The sequence below is a fragment of the Deltaproteobacteria bacterium genome (assembly GCA_020845895.1).
Lineage (GTDB): Bacteria > Lernaellota > Lernaellaia > JACKCT01 > JACKCT01 > JADLEX01.
Genome location: JADLEX010000073.1, coordinates 1 through 20,648, shown reverse-complemented (window position 1 = coordinate 20,648; position 20,648 = coordinate 1). Strand labels below are relative to the sequence as shown.

Annotated in this window: 15 protein-coding genes, 1 tRNA gene, 1 rRNA gene and 1 other RNA gene; 15 read left to right on the top strand and 3 right to left on the bottom strand. The window is 63.1% G+C overall.

All coding sequences use genetic code 11. The annotated features are described in order from the left end of the window. The first annotated feature begins 72 nt into the window (after positions 1–72). The 4 genes from IT350_09910 (at position 73) to IT350_09895 (ending at position 4,084) form a co-directional block, all read left to right on the top strand. A complete protein-coding gene (locus IT350_09910; protein MCC6158354.1) occupies positions 73–708 on the top strand; it encodes an outer membrane beta-barrel protein in 636 nt (211 codons plus the stop codon). A gap of 74 nt (positions 709–782) precedes the next feature. Further along, positions 783–1,670, top strand: a complete 888-nt coding sequence (locus IT350_09905; protein ID MCC6158353.1) for a hypothetical protein — start codon at positions 783–785, stop codon at positions 1,668–1,670. Positions 1,671–1,718: 48 nt separating this feature from the next. Then, positions 1,719–2,339, top strand: coding sequence for a transposase (locus tag IT350_09900; GenBank protein MCC6158352.1), 621 nt, complete (start codon positions 1,719–1,721; stop codon positions 2,337–2,339). A 44-nt stretch (positions 2,340–2,383) separates the two neighbouring features. Next, positions 2,384–4,084, top strand: coding sequence for an FAD-binding oxidoreductase (locus IT350_09895; protein ID MCC6158351.1), 1,701 nt, complete (start codon positions 2,384–2,386; stop codon positions 4,082–4,084). A gap of 9 nt (positions 4,085–4,093) precedes the next feature. On the opposite strand, the gene IT350_09890 is transcribed toward IT350_09895, so the two are convergent. Then, positions 4,094–5,296 (bottom strand): hypothetical protein, encoded by a 1,203-nt coding sequence (locus IT350_09890; GenBank protein MCC6158350.1) that lies wholly within the window; start codon positions 5,294–5,296, stop codon positions 4,094–4,096. A gap of 176 nt (positions 5,297–5,472) precedes the next feature. Here IT350_09890 and IT350_09885 point away from each other — a divergent pair. The 3 genes from IT350_09885 to IT350_09875 all read left to right on the top strand — a co-directional run bounded on the left by IT350_09885 (position 5,473) and on the right by IT350_09875 (position 7,315). Next, positions 5,473–5,545: transfer RNA gene (locus tag IT350_09885), tRNA-Trp, on the top strand. A gap of 110 nt (positions 5,546–5,655) precedes the next feature. After that, positions 5,656–6,198: a dihydrofolate reductase gene (locus tag IT350_09880; GenBank protein ID MCC6158349.1), complete on the top strand. Its 543-nt coding sequence runs from the start codon at positions 5,656–5,658 to the stop codon at positions 6,196–6,198. A gap of 7 nt (positions 6,199–6,205) precedes the next feature. Next, positions 6,206–7,315: a DNA alkylation repair protein gene (locus IT350_09875; protein MCC6158348.1), complete on the top strand. Its 1,110-nt coding sequence runs from the start codon at positions 6,206–6,208 to the stop codon at positions 7,313–7,315. Positions 7,316–7,364: 49 nt separating this feature from the next. Here the strand turns inward: IT350_09875 and IT350_09870 are convergent, their stop codons facing one another. After that, positions 7,365–8,690: an FHA domain-containing protein gene (locus IT350_09870; GenBank protein MCC6158347.1), complete on the bottom strand. Its 1,326-nt coding sequence runs from the start codon at positions 8,688–8,690 to the stop codon at positions 7,365–7,367. 215 nt (positions 8,691–8,905) lie between these two features. Further along, positions 8,906–10,153 (bottom strand): serine hydroxymethyltransferase, encoded by a 1,248-nt coding sequence (locus IT350_09865; GenBank protein ID MCC6158346.1) that lies wholly within the window; start codon positions 10,151–10,153, stop codon positions 8,906–8,908. Positions 10,154–10,407: 254 nt separating this feature from the next. Between IT350_09865 and IT350_09860 the strand changes: the two genes are divergently transcribed. The 8 genes from IT350_09860 to IT350_09825 form a co-directional block, all read left to right on the top strand. Continuing rightward, positions 10,408–10,686, top strand: coding sequence for a cell division protein ZapA (locus tag IT350_09860; protein ID MCC6158345.1), 279 nt, complete (start codon positions 10,408–10,410; stop codon positions 10,684–10,686). 32 nt (positions 10,687–10,718) lie between these two features. Next, positions 10,719–10,900: non-coding RNA, 6S RNA (ssrS, locus tag IT350_09855), on the top strand. A 361-nt stretch (positions 10,901–11,261) separates the two neighbouring features. Further along, the gene (gene rny, locus IT350_09850; protein MCC6158344.1) at positions 11,262–12,824 is read left to right on the top strand and encodes a ribonuclease Y; all 1,563 of its coding nucleotides are present in this window, start codon (positions 11,262–11,264) and stop codon (positions 12,822–12,824) included. Between the two features lie 269 nt (positions 12,825–13,093). Continuing rightward, on the top strand, positions 13,094–15,325 hold the full coding sequence (locus tag IT350_09845) for a HAMP domain-containing protein (GenBank protein ID MCC6158343.1): 2,232 nt from the start codon (positions 13,094–13,096) through the stop codon (positions 15,323–15,325). Beyond that, the gene (locus tag IT350_09840; GenBank protein ID MCC6158342.1) at positions 15,322–17,703 is read left to right on the top strand and encodes a response regulator; all 2,382 of its coding nucleotides are present in this window, start codon (positions 15,322–15,324) and stop codon (positions 17,701–17,703) included. Before IT350_09845 ends, IT350_09840 begins: the two co-directional genes overlap by 4 nt. 21 nt (positions 17,704–17,724) lie before the next feature. Next, on the top strand, positions 17,725–18,033 hold the full coding sequence (locus IT350_09835) for a hypothetical protein (GenBank protein MCC6158341.1): 309 nt from the start codon (positions 17,725–17,727) through the stop codon (positions 18,031–18,033). Positions 18,034–18,129: 96 nt separating this feature from the next. Beyond that, positions 18,130–19,650: a hypothetical protein gene (locus IT350_09830; GenBank protein ID MCC6158340.1), complete on the top strand. Its 1,521-nt coding sequence runs from the start codon at positions 18,130–18,132 to the stop codon at positions 19,648–19,650. A 494-nt stretch (positions 19,651–20,144) separates the two neighbouring features. Continuing rightward, positions 20,145–20,648 (top strand): 16S ribosomal RNA (locus tag IT350_09825); the annotation flags it as partial.

Below are 20,648 nucleotides of genomic sequence, written 5' to 3'. Positions count from 1 at the left end.
ACCGGAACGGTCGCCGCGCTTGGCCGGTTTGGGGGCATTGTGTAAGATGCGCGGCGGAAAGGGCCCCGATCGTTGAAGTCCGGACGCATCGCCATCGTTGCATTCCTGTTGGCCGCGCTCGCGGCCGCGCCCGCCGCGTTCGCGAAGACCGAGGCGCGCTGCGGATTGTCGGCGGGAATCGTCGCGGGGCCGAGCCTGCCCGTGGACCGCGAGGTCAAGGACGAGTTCGACTACCTCATGCACATCGAGGCGAACGCCAAGTATTACTTCCTCTACGTCTTCTCGATCTCCGGCGATCTGTCCTATGAATATGGGCAGGGCGCGCCCAAGCGCCTGTGGAAGGACGGCGAGACGATCGAGCTCGACGTGCCCGGCACGAGCTTTTGGCGGGCGATGCCGGTGTGGGGAACGCTGCGTTTCGAGCCGTTTCGCAAATGGACGGTGAATCCCTTCGTGGGCGGCGCGGCGGGGTACAAATACATCGTCATGGAACGCAAGGGCACCGAGCGGCTGATCGCGGTGGAGAACTCGGACGAGGAATGGGTATTCCACTGGGCGGCCCTCGGCGGCTTCGACTGGATGCTGTCGGATTTCGTGGCATTTCGACTGGAAGGGCGATACACGTCCGGGACGCCGACGCGGGAGTTCTTCATGGAGAAGAATCTCGGGACGCTGGACATCCTGGGCGGCATCAATATTTATTTCTGAACCAGCCGCCTGAGCGGCGAACGATGGTGGGACGTACGGATTCGGTCGCTGCGCGCGGCCAGGAGAGGGATGAAATGAAACGCTTGGGATTTTTGCTGTTGTCGGCGCTGCTGGTTTTCGCGGCGGCCTGTGACGATGTGGACGTGAGCGAGGACGGCATTGGCGCGACCGGCACGCTGCCGCTCGTGCCCTTCAATCTGCCCTTCTATCCGTCCGACGTGACGCTCGACGGGCTCTCGTCGTCGCTGGAAGATCTCGCGGAGGATTACATCCCGAGCAGTGTATTCGACAGCGACGACATCGAAGATGCTATGAAGGACGTCGAGGACGAGCTGCGCGACGCGTCGCTCGAAATCCTTCAGCCGGGCGTGCTCTCGGTTTCGGCGGACAACCAGATCGCGGAAAGTATTCGCGGCGTCGTGAAGGTCACGAAGGTCGGCGTGAACTTCGAGGTCTCGAACGACACTGAAGAAATGGCGGCTGTGCCGGTCGAGTTTCAGATCTTCATGGGCGACGGCGAGCTCGCCGAAGCCTGGGACGAGAGCGTGATGATCCCGTTCTCCGACCCCCGCGTGGATGAAGACGGCAAGTTCATCGTGCAGCCGGGCGAGTCGATCGAGCTGACGATCGACGACGTCCCGCACCTCGTGGACGCGCTCAACGAATCCGAGTCGTTCGGTGTGGGCTACAAGTCGATCTACCGCGTGGGCGATGCGGAGAACGGCGCGGATATCGGTGCGGTGATCGACGTCTTCGGCTTGTGCATCGTCTCGCAATTCGTGAGTTTCATCCCGGGAGACTGCCCGTCGCTGGAGGAACTCGTGGCGTGGCATTTGACCGTGAAGAAATTCGAACTCGTGATCTCGGCCGAGGCCGACTGGGAGATTCCGTCGATTGAGGAGTGCAGCGAGTTCGCCGATGACTTCGGTCTCGACTACCTCGCCGAAGCCTGTACGGAATAATCCGGGGCCGACCGGGGGCGCGTTGATTCGCGCCCCTGCGGAACAGAGATGACGTTCGATCCGAGCATTCACGGCCGGCGATCGATTCGATTGCGTGGGTATGACTATTCCCTGCCCGGCGCTTACTTCGTGACGCTTTGCGTGTCCGGGCGTCTCTGTCTATTCGGAGACGTTTTCGATGACGAAGTCCGGCTGACAACTGCGGGAGAGATCGCACGAATTCGGTGGTCCGAATTGCCTGGTCGATTCGGTCACATCGCGCTCTCGGATTTCATCGTGATGCCGAATCACATCCACGGAATCCTCATCAACGAACTGGATACGTACGACCGAGCGCCCGATTCGTCGACGGTTCGGACGGTCGTAGGGGCGCGATTCATCGCGCCCAATTCCGAGGCCATCGCGGCCAATTCGCCGTCGACCGCGCACAGCGCTCGCGCTCCGACCCTCGGCAATATCGTTCGCGCATTCAAGGCGACAACCGCGCGCGAGATCCGCGAACATGTCGACCCAGCCTTCGCCTGGCAGCGGAACTATTACGAGCGCGTCATTCGCGACGACGACGAGATGAAACGGATTCGAAAGTACATCATTGAAAATCCGATCCGCTGGAATATCGATCGGGACAACCCGGATGCAACGACGGATGGCGATGAGCCGATGTTGTAGTGGCGCGATTCATCGCACCCGCACGGTAACGCGTTGGCGGCCCGATGCGCGGTGCGCGGGGTGCGATTGAACCGGGCGCGATAAATCGCGCCCCTACGTCAGGCGCGCCGCAAGCGACAGGGCGTGTCGCGGGAGGTACGGTGGACTGGTCGAGACGCAACGTATTCGGATGGGGTTACGCGGACGAGACCGTTCCCGACGCCATGAAGCGGCGATACGCGGCGCTGCTCACGCAGGCGTTCGGCGGAATCGAGCTGCGCGAGCGCCCGATCCCGCGCGTCGAGGATCTCGCGCTTCGCGCGCCGCGTTTCGCCCTTGCCGACGAGCTCGCGGCGTACAGTACGGACGCCTTGTTCGACCGCGCGAACCACACCTATGGGCGGGCGTGGCGCGACGTCGTGCGCGCCATGCGCGGAGACTTCTCACCCGCGCCCGATTACGTGGCGTATCCCCGCGACGAGGCCGACATCGCGGCGCTCATGCGTTTTTGCGCCGACCACGCGGTCGCGCTGATCCCGTTCGGCGGCGGGTCCAGCGTCGTCGGCGGCGTCGAGCCGCGCGTCGGCGACGCCTACGCGGGCGCGATCGTCTGCGACCTGCGCCGATTGAATCGCATCCTACGCATCGACGCCGTGTCGCGAACTGTGAGCGCCGAGGCGGGCATTTACGGGCCGGATCTTGCCGACGGGCTGCGCCCGCACAGTCTCGTGCTTCGTCATTATCCGCAGAGCTTCGAGTTTTCGACGCTCGGCGGCTGGATCGCCACGCGCGCGGGCGGGCACTTCGCCACCCTCTACACGCACATCGACGAATTCGTGCAGTCGGTGCGCTTGGTCACGCCGCGCGGAATCTGGGAGACGCGCGAACTGCCCGGCACCGGCGACGGCCCCGACGCCAACCGATTCGTGATCGGCTCCGAGGGCGTTTTCGGCGTCATCACGCGGGCGACCATGCGCGTTCAGGCGATTCCGACGTTTCGCGAAGGCGCTGTCGTGCGTTTCGACGAACAGGACGGCGCGGTTGACGCGGTGCGCGCCATCGCGCAGTCGGGCCTGAATCCCGCCAACTGCCGCCTGATCTCGGCGCTCGAGGCGTTCACGATGGGCATCGGCGACGGCGCGCGTACGGTGCTTCTCCTCGGATTCGAGTCCTCGGATCACACCCAGGTCGACAAGCTTCGCCGTGCGCTGGAGATCGCTGCGATGCACGGCGGCGTCAGCGACGGAGCGGGGAGCGGGGCGTCGGAAGGCGACCCGGATGCGGGCGCGACGTGGAAAGATCGGTTCATCCGTGCACCCTACGTGCGCGACTGGCTCGCGCGGTGCGGCGTCATCACCGAGACGCTTGAGACCGCGACGACGTGGGATCGCATTGCGGCGTTTCACGACGCGGTCATGAACGCGGCGGTCTCGGCGGTAATGAAGGAGTGCGGCGCGGGTTTCGTCTTCTGGCGTTTCACACACGTCTACGCCGACGGCCCGGCCATCTACTACACGGTCGTCGCGCCGGGCCGCGAAGGTGACGAGATCGCGCAGTGGGACGCGATCAAGGCAGCGGCGTCGGACGCGATCATCGCGAACGGTGGACCGATTACGCACCACCACGCGGTCGGGCGTGACCATCGTCGATGGTTCGAAACGCAGCGCAATCCGCTCTTCGGCGAGGTGCTGGAGCGCGTAAAGACGACGGTCGATCCGTCGTGGGTGATGAATCCGGGCGTGCTCGTCGATCGTCCGCAGTCCTAAGGACGGCGCTTACAAATCCAGGTAGCGAGCACGAAATCGTTCGAGCCAGTCTCGGTGGCTTTCGGACGCGACGGCGATCCACTCGGCGACGAGCCGATCGAGCGGCATGTCGATGAACGTGTCGTCACCATCGCGCAGTAGCTCGCGATAGCCGACCACAACGCGCGCGCACTCCGTATCCCCGCCATGCCGAACGAGCATGAAACGTCCATGCGTGTACTTCGACGACGCGTGGCGGCGCACCGCGACCGCCAACAGGTGGTCGCGCCAGAGTTGGTTGTGTACGTCGTCGTCCACGCGATTCCACGCCTCGGGTTTCCAGGGCGTGTCGTCGACGCGCATCCAGCGGCGATAGGCCTCGTTGTCGTAGTGCTTCTGAGAGAACGGTTCGGTCAGCTTCGTCTCGATGCCGACGAAGGCCGACGTCCCGTCTGGGCGTTCGTATTCGACAAAGGCGTCAAACGCGGTCCGATCGTCGAGGTATTCGAAGCGTGGCTCCGGATTCCATTCGATTTCGACGCGCGTGACGCGCTCGACCTCGCCCGGCAGAAGCTTTTTCCACAGCGTCGTCGCCAGATCGAGATCGTCGACCAGCGGCCCGAAGAGGTTGAAGCACATGGGTTGGCTCGACAGCATGTTGCAGTACAGCCGGAATTCCGCGACCATTCCCGTCGCCCGTGAGACGCGGCGCCTCGCGATCTCGTAGATCTGCGGCGTCAGGAAATTGAGCCCCCGCTTCCCATCCTCGACCGTAAGCATGTTCCCGTAATGTGCGGCGCTCGTGACTTCGGGACCGGTGCCGTAGGGAGCGCGCAGAACCTCGGCCCGGTAGCGGCTCTGATGGAGGCGCATTGCCCGCGTAAAGGGCTTGTCGCCGGAGTATTGCGGCCCAATCCCCACTCGGTCGCCCGCGTCATCGGGAGCGGCGGTCGTGGCAACCCGGGCGTGGTGATTCGATGGCTCAGCGTCGCGTTTGCGCCACACCGAACCACGCGCGGTCTGCTTGCGGATTTCTTCGAGCACCAGTTGCCCACGTCCGTCGCAAAGCACTTTCAACTCCTTGCCGACGAATGCGTGGTAATGGCTGTGCCGGGGCTCGGGATGCGTGGCCAGCATCGTGGGATGATCCGAGACGTCACGCGTCGAAAACTGCGCCGGCATCTGCGCCACTGTGGCGAGCACCACCCCGGTGACGATTCCCCCGTAGCCCATGGTTTCCCTCCGAAGAGACTCTCGAATCGACCGTACAATAGCCGTGCGACATCCGGGGTCGCAATCGCAACGCAAGTGTCCGTGCGAGACCCCGTCCGCAGGCCCGTTTCGCTTGATTTTCGAGATATCGCGTGATAAGCAGTCGCGGCTTTGGCCTGGGAAAATGCGGTCGGTATACGGGTGTAGCTCAACTGGCAGAGCACCGGTCTCCAAAACCGGGGGTTGGGAGTTCGATTCTCTCCACCCGTGAACGTGTCGGGCACCGAGGTTTTCTCGGTGCCCGTTTTCTCTCGCCGAACGCTTTTCGCGTGACCGCGCCCCGCTTTTTTTCACGTGATCCCTCCGGGTAAAAGAACTCCATGACGACATCGAAGAACATCTCGCAACGCCCCCAATGTTCCGTGTTCATCGCCATGAGCCTCGACGGATTCATCGCCCGCCCGGACGGCGGTGTCGACTGGCTGGACTGCGTGGACATGCCCGACGAAGACTTCGGATTTTTCGCGTTCTTCAACACGGTGGACGCGGTCGTGTTCGGACGGAACACGTGGGACGTCGCATGCGGATTCTCGACGTGGTTGTACGGGGAAAAGTCCTGTTTCGTGTTGACGCACCGCGAAGCCGAACCGAAACACGACGAAGAGTTTCTTCGCGGCGCCCCCGCCGAGATCGTCGCTGAGCTCGCGAGGCGCGGGATGCGTCGCGCGTATATCGATGGCGGCGCGGTCATCCGGCAGTTCCTGGACGCGGGTCTCATCGACGACCTCACGGTTTCGATCATCCCGATCTTGCTCGGCGACGGGATCCCGCTGTTCGCCCGGGGGTTCGAGCACGGCCTGAAGCTGGAAGAGTGCCGGTCGTGGCCGACGGGCCTCGTGCAGGTTCGTTACCGAGTCGGGTGACGGGGCGGTGCCGGCGAATCTCAAAGACATTCTGAACGAAACCGCGATCCGAGCGATGGGTCGGGCTCTGCGCGGCGTGGATGCGTCTTTCGATGCGGACGCGTTTGCGCGCGATGCCATTTCCGGCCTCGCCGATCGTGAACTTCTCCAGAGAGCCGCGTGGATTGCGGATGCCATGCATCGGCGCCTCCCGAAGGAATACGCAACAGCGATCGATATCGTGGTCCGTTCGCTGCCGCCCCCTCTCACCCGTACCGACGATTTCGGCTACGAAATTTTGTGCATGCTGCCGCACGTGATGTTCGTCGAACGGCACGGCCTGGATCACTTCGAGTCGTCGATCGCGGCCCAGTACGAACTGACGAAACGCTTTTCCGCCGAACGCAGTATCCGCGCATTCCTTGTCCGATACCCGGCCGAAACGTTGAGCGTCCTCAAGACCTGGGCCACCGACGCCGACCCGCACGTGCGCCGTCTCGTCTCCGAGGGCATTCGCCCCCGGCTGCCCTGGGCTCCGCGACTTCGGGATTTTCAGGTTGACCCCTCGCCGGTCATCGAGCTGCTGGAACTGCTTCGCGACGACGACGAGCGATACGTTCATCGATCCGTCGCCAATTGCATGAACGATATCGGGAAGGATCACCCGGACCGTCTTGTCGATCTGTGCCGGAAATGGATGGACGGCGCTCCGAGCGGCCGAAAGTGGATCGTCGGCCACGCCCTGCGTTCGCTGGTCAAGGCGGGGCACCCCGGCGCTCTCGAAATTCTCGGCGCGGGCGCGAAACCGCGCGTCAGCGTCGCGTCGGTCCGATTCGATCCGCCGCGTGTGAAAATCGGCGGGCGAGTGGAGGCGTGGATCGAATTGCGTAGCGAAAGCCGAGTCGCACAGGATCTCCTGATCGATTTCGCGGTGCATTTCGTCAAGTCCAACGGGACGCGCCGGCCGAAGGTGTTCAAGCTCCGTCGACTCGAACTCGATGCGGGAGTCACGATCACGTTGCGGGCGAACGTCTCATTCGAGCCGATGACCACCCGGCGGAGTTATCCCGGCCGGCACGCCATGGACTTGCGCATCAACGGCGTTGTTTTTCCGGTCGGAGAATTCGACGTGAAATGAGAAAGGCCGCCCGGACGGACGGCCCTTTACGTTCCTGACAAAACGCGCGCTACATCAAGCGCACCTGCAAAAAGACGTCGCCGATCTTCACCTTGTCGAGGTGGTTCAGCCGTTCCTTCTTGATGCGCTTTCCGTTGACGTACGTGCCCTTCCGGCTGCCCAGGTCTTTAATGATGTAGCGCCCATGCTCGAGCTTGATGCGCGCGTGCTTCTTGTCCACCGACGCGTGTTCGATCATCACATCGACCTCGCCCATGCCCGCGGAGCCCAGCGTGGTGATCTCGTGGGCCATTTCGAACACGCGCTCGCGCCCGTTCGCGTCGTGCATGATGAGGCAGGGATTCACGAAGAAGCGGTGATCGGCGGAGCTTTCAAAGAAGCGGCGTTCGACATCGCTCCAGTCGCCCTCGAGGGTTTCGACAACCTCCTCGTGCAGGTCCTCCGCCTCGGCGGATTCCTCGACCTCCTCGACGGCGGCTTCGGCAACCGGAGCGGATTCGAGCAGTGTCTCGATCGCCGCATCCGTTTCCGCAGGCGCGAGTTCCGCGGCGGCGGCGGGAGATTCGATCTCGCCGGGCGCTGGGCCGACCGGCGATTCCACGCCGTGGGCGGAGGCCAATTCGCGGATCTGCACGTCGATCCCCGCAATGCGATCGTTGAGGCCGGCGAGCTTTTCGCGCACCGATGCGGCGGCTGCGTCGTACTCGTCGTCCGACTCGAACTCGCCCATCTCCTTGCGGAACTCGATCTCTTCCATCTCGTTCTGGGGACCCGCCATCTCGGCCATGACGGCGTCACGGTCGGAAACGAGGGACGCGATCATCTCGCGCGCGGCCTGACGGTCTTCTTCGCGCCGTCGATTCGCCTCCGCGTTGCGCGCTTCGTCCTCGCGGGCCGCCCGTTCGGCTTCTTCGCGGCTCCGCGCTTCTTCCTCGGCCCGGAGGCGCTCTTCGGCTTCGCGCGCCGCTCGTTCGGCTTCCTCTCGGGCCATGCGCTCGGCTTCTTCGCGCGCCCGACGTTCCTCTTCTTCCCGTGCGATACGTTCTTCCTCGGCGCGTCGGGCAGCTTCTTCCTCGGCGCGGCGAGCTTCTTCTTCCGCCCGACGGGCGTCTTCTTCGGCCGCGGCCTTGGTCGATTCGATTTCGGCGTGTGTTGCGGCGATATTGGCTTCGATCTCGTCGAGCTTCGCCTGCGCGGCGTCGCGCGCCGCGACGTATTCGCCGACGACCTTCTGATAGATCTCGGGCTTGACCTTGTCCTTGCGGGCTTCGGCCTTCTCGATCTTTCCCTGCGCCGTTTCGAGCTCGGCCTTGGCGAGGTCGCGATCGATGTCCAGGTCGTCGAGCAGGTTTTCGAGTTCTTCAACGGTCGCCACGATTCATCCTCCCAGACCGGCGCCGCGCGCCGCTCCGGCACGCGTGTTCATTCAAATCCGCGAAAACACGAGAAAATGGCCGTTCATGACGCGCTACGGATGTGCACGATAAGGTTCCGCCCGTCGCGCGTCAATACGAAACGGCGCGAGAAGTGACCATCTCGCGCGATTCGGTCAGCACGGACTTTCGCGGAATTCGGCGCGGCGCGGGCTCGTCACTCTGCGGCGTCGAAACTGTATTTCACCATTTGGAACTGACCGCGGAATTCCTCGACGCGCGCCTTGACGTTCTCGCCGCGCAGCACGCACGTGGCCAGCAGCGACGCGATGGTCTTCATCTCCGCCGCGCCCATGCCGAACCGCGTCATCTCCTGCACGCCGAGTCGCAGGCCCTCGGGGTTCATCGCGTTTTTCAGCGGCTCGTGCGGCAGCATGTTCATGTTGCAGATGATGTTGTTGTCGGCCATGAGCCGGCTGACCGGTTTGCCGCCGCCCTGGTCCTTCACCGACACGATCACCTGGTGGCTGCGCGTGAAGCCGAAACTTTTGCCCTGAACGTCGAAGCCTTCCGCGGCGAGAGCCTCCGCGAAGTGCCGGGCGTTCTCGACCACGGCCTTGGCGTAATCGCGGCCGAACGCCTTCCATTCCTCGACGGCGAGCGAAAACGCCGCGAGGGTGTCGAGGTGGTGGTTGCTCGTCGAGCCGGGGAACACGCCGCGGTCGAGCGTCTTCCACTGCTCGTCGTCCCAATTCGACATGATGACGCCGCGCTGCGTGCCGAAAAAGGTCTTGTGCGTCGAACCGGTCATGATGTCCGCGCCCTCTTCGAGCGGCTTCTGGAACTGACCGCCGGCGATGAGGCCGAGCACGTGCGCCGCGTCGTAGTGCAGGACGATATGGCGCGCGCGGCAGATTTCGGCGATCTCGGCGACCGGTTCGGGCAGCAGGATCATGCTCTTGCCGAGGATCACGAACGTCGGCTTCGTTTCGTCGATCAGATCGCGCGCCTTTGCCACGTCGATCGAGTAGCCGTCTTCGGAGCGGGGGAAGTCCACGATGAGCTTGGTGAACTTGCCGACCGATCCGGCCTTGTGGTGGCTGATGTGTCCGCCGCCGGGCGTGGAGTTGACCATCACCGCCCGGTCGCCCGAGATGAACCGCGAGAAAACCGCCTCGTTGGCCACGTTGCCGGAGTACGGGCGCACGTCGGCGTGCCGGCATCCGAAAATCGCGAGGATCCCCTCGCGTGCCCGGGCTTCGAGCATGTCGATGTACTGCGTGCCTTCGTAATACCGTTTGCCGGGGTGTCCTTCAGCGTAGCGATGCCCGAAATCCGATCCGAGGACGCGGCGGACGCGGCGCGAAACGACGTTTTCGCTCGCGATCAGGTTCACGCAGTGGTCTCGCCAGGTGTTGTGTTCCTCGATCGTCCGCTCGATCTCGCGCACGTTCTCGACCGACATGAAGTCTCCCGTTGAGGGCGGTTGGATTGGTAGGGGCGGCGATCATAGGAAAAGGCGCGGGGGGTGTAAACCGGTTTCGACGGAGTCTCCTCGCCGATCGCCGCGCGGCGACGACGCGGCGCGCCGACAACCTTCCGGCTCACCGGAAGTCACGGTTTTTCGGGCGGAACGTCGCGCGTTGATTGACAGGTTCGGGCGCTGATGCAAATAATGGCCCGCAGGTGACAAAGGCGATTTGAACGAAAGACGAGGCGATGCCCGAGACCTTCAACGCCGTCATTCTGGGACGCACGCTGCCCCTGAAGGCGAACGGCAATGAGGACTATCTCCGGGAGGTCGTCGACTACGTCAATGGCAAGGTCGACGAGGTCAAGGGGAAGTCGACGGGCATGACGGACCTGAACGTCGCCCTGCTCGCGATCCTGAACATCGCGGACGACTACTTCGTGGCCCTCGGCAAGCAGCGCGCCGTGTTCTCCCAGATCGAGCAGCGATGCGACGATCTGATTGAATATATCGACTCCAAACTGTGATGGTGAGGAGAGCCAAAGACGAACGAACAAGGAATCCCCTGCCGGCTTCGTGATTTGGGTTGCGTTTTGAGCCATCTCTCACGATCAGGGAGCCGCTTCGTTGCGGGGGTGAGCGATGTCCACTCGTGGATGTCCCTGAACCCGCGCCGCGGCACCCGCCTGTTGCTCGTCAACAGGTTCAAAGCTAACCAGACACGGGCTGCGCGGGGGATCTTCTTTTTCTTCGGACAAGGCCGGGAGTGACGTCGGACCTGGTTCCGGATCGCGTCGTCCGGGAGATGACGCGAACCGATCGAATGGACGCGCACGGCGCGCCGCGACCCGTCGAATCATGAATTCGACGCGGATGCGTGTGCGACCGGGCCGCCTTGCGTGGGCGGGTCGCGCGTCAACGTGGAACCGGCTTCGCCGAAGGCGCGGAGTGGTCGCGGGCCGTTCGCAAGCGCGGCCGGGACTCGACGGCGTTTCTCCCTTGCTCCCCATCATTCGATTGGACCGACTTCGGTCGGGCACGCACGCGGCGGTCTCGTCGTCGGATCGACGAACGCCCCGCGTTTGACATACAGGAGGTCCGCATGGGAACCATTGTCACGGCCGTAGCGGTCGTGTTGGCGCTCGCGGCGGGACTGGGGATCGGCAAGACCCTCGCCCGCGGCGCCGGCCGGCAGAGAATGGCGGAGGCCGAGGAACTCATTCGTCGGCGGGAAGAGGAAACCCGCGAACGGATGGCCACGCTCGAAAAGGAACTGGAGCTCAAGGGCAAGGCCAAACAACTGGAGCTGCGTCAGCAATTCGACAACGAAGCGCAGGCATCTCGGGAAAAAATTCGAAATCAGGAACTGAGAAACAAGCAGAAGAACGACGTCCTCGAGAAAAAAAGCGAGGTGCTCGACCGCCGGGATCTGGAGATCACGCAGCGCGAACGGACGGTCATCGTTCGTGAAAAGGCGCTGGTGCAGCAGGAAAAGAAATATCAGGCCCTCGTGGACGACTGGTACACGAAGATCGAGAAAGCCGCGGGCCTGACCTCGCAGGAGGCCAAGAAGCAGCTCGTCGAGTCGGTGATCTCCGAGGCGAAACACGAGGCCGCCAAGTCCGTACGGCGTATCGAGGAAGAAGCCCGCGAGAGCGCCGAGAAAAACGCCAAGAAGATCATCGCCCTCGCCACGCAGCGCGTCGCCGTCGATTTCGTCAACGAGAATTCGGTCAGCGTCGTCCATCTGCCCAACGAGGAGATGAAGGGACGCATCATCGGCCGCGAAGGGCGCAACATCCGCGCGCTCGAGGCGGCGACCGGCATCGACTTCATCGTCGATGACACGCCCGAAGCGGTCATTCTGTCGGGCCACAATCCGGTCCGCCGCGCGGTGGCGTCGCGCGTCCTGCAGCAGCTCATTCAGGACGGCCGCATTCACCCCGGTCGCATCGAGGAAATCGTCCAGAAGGTCGAACAGGAGATCGAGAAGGAAATGGCGCAGGCGGGCGAACAGGCCACGTTTGACGTGGGCGTCCACGGTATGCACCCCGACCTCATCAAACTGCTGGGCCGACTGCGTTACCGCACCAGCTACTCGCAGAACCAGCTCTCGCACGCGGTCGAGGTGGCGTTCATCAACGGCATCATGGCGGCGGAACTCGGGCTGAACGTGAAGATCGCGCGCCGCGCCGGGCTTCTGCACGACATCGGCAAGGCCGTGGACCACGAGGTCGAGGGTTCGCACGCGCTCATCGGCATGGAGCTCGCGCGCAAGTACAACGAGCACCCCGACGTCTGCCACGCCATCGGCGCCCATCACGAGGACATCAAGATGGAGAGCGCCCTCGACGTCATCACGCAGGTGGCCGACGCGCTCTCCGGCGCGCGCCCGGGCGCACGGCGCGAGATGTTCGAGAGCTACATCAAGCGGCTCAACGACCTCGAGGGTATCGCCCAGAGTTTCGAGGGCGTCGAGAAGACCTTCGCCATCCAGGCCGGCCGCGAGATTCGCGTCATGGTCGAGGCGGAAAAGGTGGACGACGACGGCAGCCTCGTGCTTTCCAAGGACATCGCGCGCAAGATCGAGCAGGAGATGACCTATCCCGGCCAGATCCGCGTGGTGGTCATTCGCGAAAGCCGCGCCGTGGAATACGCGCGTTAGGCGGCATCCTCCCAAATTCGATCGAAAGGCGGCTCCGGCCGCCTTTTGTGTTTTGTCGTAAGATATTGAAAATAGGCCATTATTTCTCTCGCCGGTTCGCGGCCGCGATGGGGCCTAGAAAAATTTCTAGATGACCCTTCAGGGTTACTCCCATAAGGTCGATAACAAAACCGCGTAACTCCGCGATTCGCGGATTATTTCGATAGGTGTGGATGGATCGCGATCCGCCGCCGGGCAACGGCGGGGATCGATGTGTTGGGGGAGGCCGGATGCGGGCGTTTTCGCCGAGGAATGCACGCGGCGCATTTGATTTTTCGGAGCCGGATCATCGGCCGAAACTGCCGCTGGAACAGCGCATCCGCCGATTCGTCGCCCTGATTCTGGGCGTGAACGTCATCCTGCTGATTCTATTTCAGACTTCGATCCTCCAGCCCTCCGTGGAGCGGCTCGAACAGTCCTTGTTGTTCGATGACCTGGAACGCGTGGAAAACGCGATCGAGCAGGAATCCGCATCGCTCGATCTCAAATGCCGCGAGTGGTCGGCGTGGGACGACCCCTACGAGTTGATCGAGAAGCCGGAATCGCCCGAACTCGCGCAATTTGTCGCGGATAACCTGGTGGATGAGTACTTCGCGGCGGGTCAGATCGCCCTCATGGGCATGATCGACCGGAGCGGAAACATCGTCTGGGGCGAGATTCACGGCCCGAACGGCCGTCTGATCGAGCCCCTCGCCGATTTGCGGGAATTTTTCGGACGGGACCCGTCGGCCTTTTTCGATTTCCGGAATACGACCGACCGGTATTCCGGCGTGGTCGGCACGCGCCTCGGACCGATGATCCTGGCTTCGCGGCCCCAGCTCAACGGCAAATTCGAGGGACCGATCCGTGGCGCGTTCATCATGGGAAAATTCCTCGACGGCCGGTTGACGGCGCGGCTTTCCGAGCAGACTCGGGTCCTGTTTCGCGGATGGAATGCCGGTTCGCAACACGACGGATCCGGCGATCCTGCCGGGCTGCGTGCCGGCGAGCGCAGCTTCGACGTCCGCGACGGCCAGACGATCGACGCGTACACGGCGATTGCCGACGACCGCGGCGAGCCCGTATACGTCGCGCACGCGATCATTCCCCGAACCGTTCAGCTTCAGGCCGAACGGTTCTTCCTGCTGATGCACGGCTCCGTCATCGGCGTCAGCGTGGCGGTGTTTCTCGCGTTCGGATTCGTGCTGCGCCGTCAGGTGGTGCGCCCCATCGTGGAGATGAAAGGGGCGATGCACTCCCTCGGCGAATCGAAGGACGTCACGCATCGGCTCTCTTCGGAGGACCCGACCGAGATCGGCCTGCTCGCCGGCGACATCCACCGACTGCTCGAACGGACCACGCGCGACATGGACTTCATGCGCATGACGGAGGACGCGCTGCGTCGCAACGAGCACATCCTTCGCCTGATGGCCGAGCGAACCCCCAGCGGATTTCTGCTCGTGGACGGCGCCGGGGGGAGCGTGCTCTATCACAACCGTCTCTTTTGCGAGATCTGGGCCGGATCGGCCTACGACGCGGAGTCGAACCTGTGCGAACCCACACTGACGGAGCTTCGGGATCGGGTGGGCGCGACGCTGCAAGACGCCGGGGTCGCGCGCGTGTTCGCCGATACGCTGCTCGATGCCGGCGACGACCGGGTCATCGATGAGGAATGGGGCCTGACGGACGGGCGCACCGTCAAGACCTATTCGACGCTTCTTCAAAGCGGCGACGGCGTCCTCATCGGCCGGTACTACGTCTTCGACGACATCACCGCGCAAAAGTGCGTGGAGGTCGAACTCGTCCGTCGTGGCCTGTTGCTCGAAGCCGTCGCCACGGCCTCGAATCTGCTGATTTCGTCATCCGACCATCACGCCGCGATGTCCGACGCCCTCGCGGTGCTCGGAACCGCCATCGAAGCGGAGCGCGTGGAGATTTGCGAAATCCTGAGCTCCGTCACGGCGACGTCGCCCGTTGTCGAGCGGCGTCATCGGTGGATCGCCCACGAAGACGTCGGGGGCGAAGAAGGCTCACGGGAAGACCGAATGGGCGAAATCGACCTGAGAGCGACGATCGACGCGCTCGGAGACGGTCGCGTGATTCGCACGGGGTCCGGCGGACGCGCGGAGGAATGGTCGGAGGCATGCGTCATTCTCGTGCCGGTGCACGTGGACGCCCGACTGTGGGGATTCATCCGCTTCGACCTGATGAAAGGCGAATCGACCCGGATCGAGGAGGACGACGCGATTCTGCTCGTCGCCGCCGGCAGCATCGGGGCGGATATCGCCCGCAAGGCGTACGAGAAAAAACTCGTCGAAACGGTGTCCGAACTTGAGCGGATGAACCGTCTGATGCGCGGACGTGAAAACCGCGTGCTGGAACTCAAAGCGGTCATCAACGAACTGCACCTGCGCCTCGGAGAACGTCCCCGCTATACCGTCCCCGAGTCCTATTACGGTGCGGAAGACCGGAGGGTGTCGTGACGGCGGCCGAGCTGATCGATACGCACCGCGAAAAACCGCAGCCCGAATTTCGCGCCGATCCGGACGACCCGTACGCGCGCATCGCCGAACTCGAAACGATCGTCGCCGCGCGCGACGGCGATCTCGCGAGGGCGCGGGCGGAAAACGAGGCGAAGCTGCGCGAACGTCAGACGACCCAGGAGCGCGTTCGCCGGTCGAACGAATTGATGGAGCTGCAGGCCGAGGAGTTGCGGGAGAGCCAAGCGCAGCTCGTGAGCATGATCGAGGATTCTCTCGAAGCGAAACAGCTCGCCGAGGATGCGAACCGCGAGCTTCAGTCGGCCATCGAGCGCGCGAACCGGCTCGCCGAAGAGGCTGAGCAGGCCAACGCGGCGAAAAGCGAATTTCTCGCGATGATGAGCCACGAGATCCGGACGCCGATGAACGCCGTGATCGGGTTTCTGGGCCTGCTGCAGGACACACCGCTGAACGGTCAGCAAAAGGACTACGCGACGACCGCCGTGAACAGCGCCCGGGCTCTGCTCACCATCATCAACGACATCCTCGATTTCTCGAAGATCGCGGCGGGGCGGCTGGAGCTTGAAAACATCGATTTCGATCTCTGGGCCACGCTGGAAGAGTTTTCCGCCGCATATGGAATTCGAGCGCAGGAAAAGGGGCTCGAATTCGTCTGCGACATCTCGCCGGATGTTCCACGGGGCGTGGTCGGAGACCCCGGACGCCTGCGCCAGATTCTGACGAATCTCGTGGGAAATTCGATCAAGTTCACGGCGAGAGGCGAGGTCGTCGTGCAGGTGCGACTGGGTCGTCGGCGCGCCGAGGGCATCGGGCTCGAGTTCGAGGTCCGCGACTCCGGCATCGGAATCCCCGAGGATAGGCGGAAGAACCTGTTCGAAGCGTTCTACCAAGTGGATGCCTCCACGACGCGCCAATACGGCGGCACGGGCCTCGGCCTGTCGATCAGCAAACAGCTCACCGAGATGATGGGTGGCCGAATCGGCGTACGCAGCGAGCCGGGAAGGGGATCGTGTTTCCATTTCGACATCACCCTCGGAGCGGCGAAAGCGCCCGGGGCGCTCGAGCCCGACACGGAAGAGCTGCGCGGTCGGCGCATCCTGGTCGTCGACGACAACGCGGCGAGCCGGGAACATCTGGTCCGCGTGCTCACGCGCTGGCAGGCCATCGTCATGGAATCGCCCGATGCGGCGAGCGCGCTGGAAGAACTCGGCGGTGCGGTGGAATGCGGTCAGCCGTTCGACCTCGTACTGATCGATCGGGAAATGCCGCACGTGGGTGGCGCGGAACTCGCCCACTGGATTCGAGTCGATCGCCGATTCGACGATCTGAAGGCGATTTTTCTTTCCCACCAGTACGCGGATCGGAATGCCTCGACCGCGACGGACGGCGTGTTCGGTTGCGTCACGAAGCCCGTCCGGATCTCCCGTCTGAAGAGCGCCCTGGTCGCCGCCGCGAAGGGGCTGCCGTTCGATACGGATCCCGAAACTTCCGAAGTGAGTTCTCGGCGTGAGTCCTCCCGGGCTCAGGGCGAAGGCCGACATGTCCTGGTGGCGGAGGACAATTCCATCAACCAGCGTTTGGCACTCACGTTGCTCGAAAAGATGGGCTATCGAGCCGAAGCGGTGGGTAACGGCGCCGAGGCTCTGCGCGCGCTATCCCAGATTCCGTACGACCTCGTCCTGATGGACGTGCAGATGCCCGAAATGGACGGTGTCGAGGCCACCGTTGCGATTCGCAACTCCGATCCGGCGGTGCTGCGTCACGACATTCCGATCATCGCGCTCACGGCGAATGTGATGACCGGCGACCGGGAACGATTCCTCGCCGCGGGCATGGACGACTTCATCGCCAAACCCATCGATCCGGATATCCTCGCAGCCAAGTTGCGCGAATGGATCCCGGCGGAATCGTCCGCGGCGAAGGAGTCGTCGTCCCCTTCTGCGAAATCAACTGTCGCGCAAACAGCCGACCGCACCGGAGATCAGGCGGAATCGTCCATCGACATGCCCGCCCTGCTGCGTCGCGTGATGAACGACGAGGCGCTCGCCCGACTGGTGCTCGGCCAATTTGCGGAGCGCGTGGAGGGGGATCTGGACGAGATCGAGGCGGCACTTTCGACCGGCAACGCGGCCGAGGTCGGACGTCTGGCGCATCGCATGAAAGGCGCGGCCGCCAGCGTTTCGGCCATACAAGTCGCCCCCATTGCCGGCGAACTGGAAAAAAAGGGAAAAAAAGGCGATCTGGCCGGTGCGGACGGTTTGTTGAAACAGCTTCGGCAACGCGCTCTGCGATTTCGCCGGGACGCGCTCGAGTTGCTGGGTCAAGGTCGAACCTCGGCCCCATCCGAAGCCGGCGCCTGAAAACGAGTTTCGGGAGCCGAATTGCGCGTACTCGTCGCGGACGACGATCCCATTCTTCTGCGTATCGTCGAATCGATTGTCGAACGGGCGGGATTCGTAGCCGCCGTGGCTTCCGACGGCGAAGAAGCGCTCGCCAAGATCCGAGAAATGGAAAAGCATGGCCACGTGCCTCCTGAAAAGTCCGTGAAGATCGTCATGGCCACGATTCACGACGACGCCGAAATTCTTCGTCAGGCAACCCGTGGGCGATGCAACGGATACTTCGTGAAGCCGGTGACCCCACAGGCGGTGGGAGAGATCCTGACCGATCCGGGGCTGATTCGCGGATAAATGTGAGATTACTCGCATTTTTGTTCGACGAATGTTGACAATTTCGACGCGCTCGAAAAGCTGTCTGTCCATCACACTCTCGCGCGGATGTTCGATATGTGGAAAAGCCTCGCGTGGCCGGCGTTGTTGGCGATCGTTTTGGGTGCGTGCGCCGGATCGTCCGGCGACGACGATTCGGGCGACGGGACCGACACGGATGACGACACGGATGACGACGTTCAGGACGACGATACGACGGACGACGATACGACGGACGACGATACGACGGACGACGATACGGGTGCGTGCGAAGGCTGCCTGATCGACGGGGAGTGTTTCGGCGACGCGCAGATGAACCCGGAAAATCCGTGCGAAGTGTGCCGGATCGGCGACGCGGTCGACGACTGGACGGCGAACGACGACGTGTTTTGCGATGACGGCATCTGGTGCAACGGCGAGGACTCGTGTCTTGACCGATCCTGCGCGGTGCATTCGGGAACGCCGTGCGGCGACGACGGCGTCTGGTGCAACGGTCTGGAGATTTGCGACGAGATCAACCGCGCGTGCAGTTCGCTGGGCGATCCGTGCATCGACGACGGGCTGTATTGCAACGGCGGAGAGTCGTGCGACGAAGGGAGCGAGGCGTGCGTTCACGATGGCGATCCGTGCGACGCGTGGGAGACATGCGACGAGAGTACGGACACCTGCGCGACCACAACCACGACCACGACCACGACGACCACCACGACGATGGGCTCGACGACGACCACGGATACGGGCTCGACGACGACGACGACCACGAGTTCGACCACGACGACGTCCTCGAGCACGACGACGAGCGTGCCGACCACGACGACCACGACCACGACCACGCAGCCCGGATGCAACGGCTGGCAACTTCAGGGGACTTCGGGATTCAATCAGGCGCTGGACCTGTGCGTGAATCGGGACGATCCGGACAACCCGTACATCGAAGGCGAATGGGCTCTGGACACCGGGCGGCCGGTGGACGACTGGTACGAGATCGTTTCGGTAACGTTCCCCTCGATTCCGCTCGATCTCGACGAGGCTCATTCCACGACCGAGTTCGAGTACTACACGTTCAACCTGGGATCGATCTGGGGTCAGCTTTCGCGATGGGTGACGACGGACCGGATGGCGCTGGTGGTGTTGATCGAGGGAGCGGTCGGCCCGGAGCCCGAGGTCACGGACTCGATCTACGCGATTTCACCGGATGCGAACTGCCCGTCGAATCACCCACCGCTGCTGTTTTATCTGTGGATCGCGCACTACGACTGCGCCACGGACGAACTGATCGACTTCTACGACTGGGATCCGCTCGAGGGCTGGACCGTGCCGGTCGGCGACTGCTACGCGATGCTGTTCGCGTACGCGAACCCGGATTGTGATTGGGAAGGCGGCCAATTGTCCTATGACTGGTACGGCAACTGGATCGACGTCGGTACTCCATACGGCCCGGACGAAATCGGCTGTTCGTGGTTCGACACGGACGGCGTGGCGGTCGGCATCCTGTTCAGCGCGGAGGCCGCGCCCGTCACGCGCGATTGGAGGATTCGCGCGCGGGACGCCTGCGGCACGAACTCGGCGATCGTGCTGACCACGGTGGAGTACGAATAACGGTCGGCGCGAGGGGCCGGGAGGCGAAAAAAAGTCCGCGCCGACCGGCGGGCTCGGCGTCCCGCGCCGGGGTGCGAACGCGCGAAACCCTTGGCAGACGGGCGTTTCGTGCGTTTTTGAAAAAAATACGACGGCAAAAATACGGTGCTTGACACGCACGGCCGATTTCCGTAGATATACGCCCCGCTGCGAGGCGATGGATCTTTCCCAAACGACGCGAATCCGGACCTGCCCACTTCCCACAAGGGGCGCACGCCCCGTCATACCCACCCGTCAGAAATCGACGCGAATGCGGAGACGAAGACGGTTTTGGCTTGACACGGGAATTGGGATTGGCTAAAGTCAAAGGTCCGAGCGCGTCTGACTCGTGGGAAAATCGAAGGTCCAAGTCGGTCTTTGAAAACTGAATAGTGACGTACGCGTAACGCTAACGTGCGAGCAACCATGTTTGTCATGGAGCTTTAGCGGGGGAGCTGATCCCCCGCACCAGGTTTCAACTGGAGAGTTTGATCCTGGCTCAGAACGAACGCTGGCGGCGTGCCTAACACATGCAAGTCGAACGAGAAAGGGGCTTCGGCCCTGAGTAAAGTGGCGCACGGGTGAGTAACACGTGGGTAATCTGCCCTCGGGTTCGGGACAACAGCTGGAAACGGCTGCTAATACCGGATAAGCCCACGGGATCACGAGATCCTGGGGGAAAAGGTGGCCTCTCCATGGAAGCTACTGTCTGAGGATGAGCCCGCGGACCATTAGCTAGTTGGTAGGGTAACGGCCTACCAAGGCGATGATGGTTAGCTGGTCTGAGAGGATGATCAGCCACACTGGGACTGAGACACGGCCCAGACTCCTACGGGAGGCAGCAGTGGGGAATTTTGCGCAATGGGGGAAACCCTGACGCAGCAACGCCGCGTGGAGGATGAAGTCCCTTGGGACGTAAACTCCTTTCGATCGGGACGAATTATGACGGTACCGGAAGAAGAAGCCCCGGCTAACTCCGT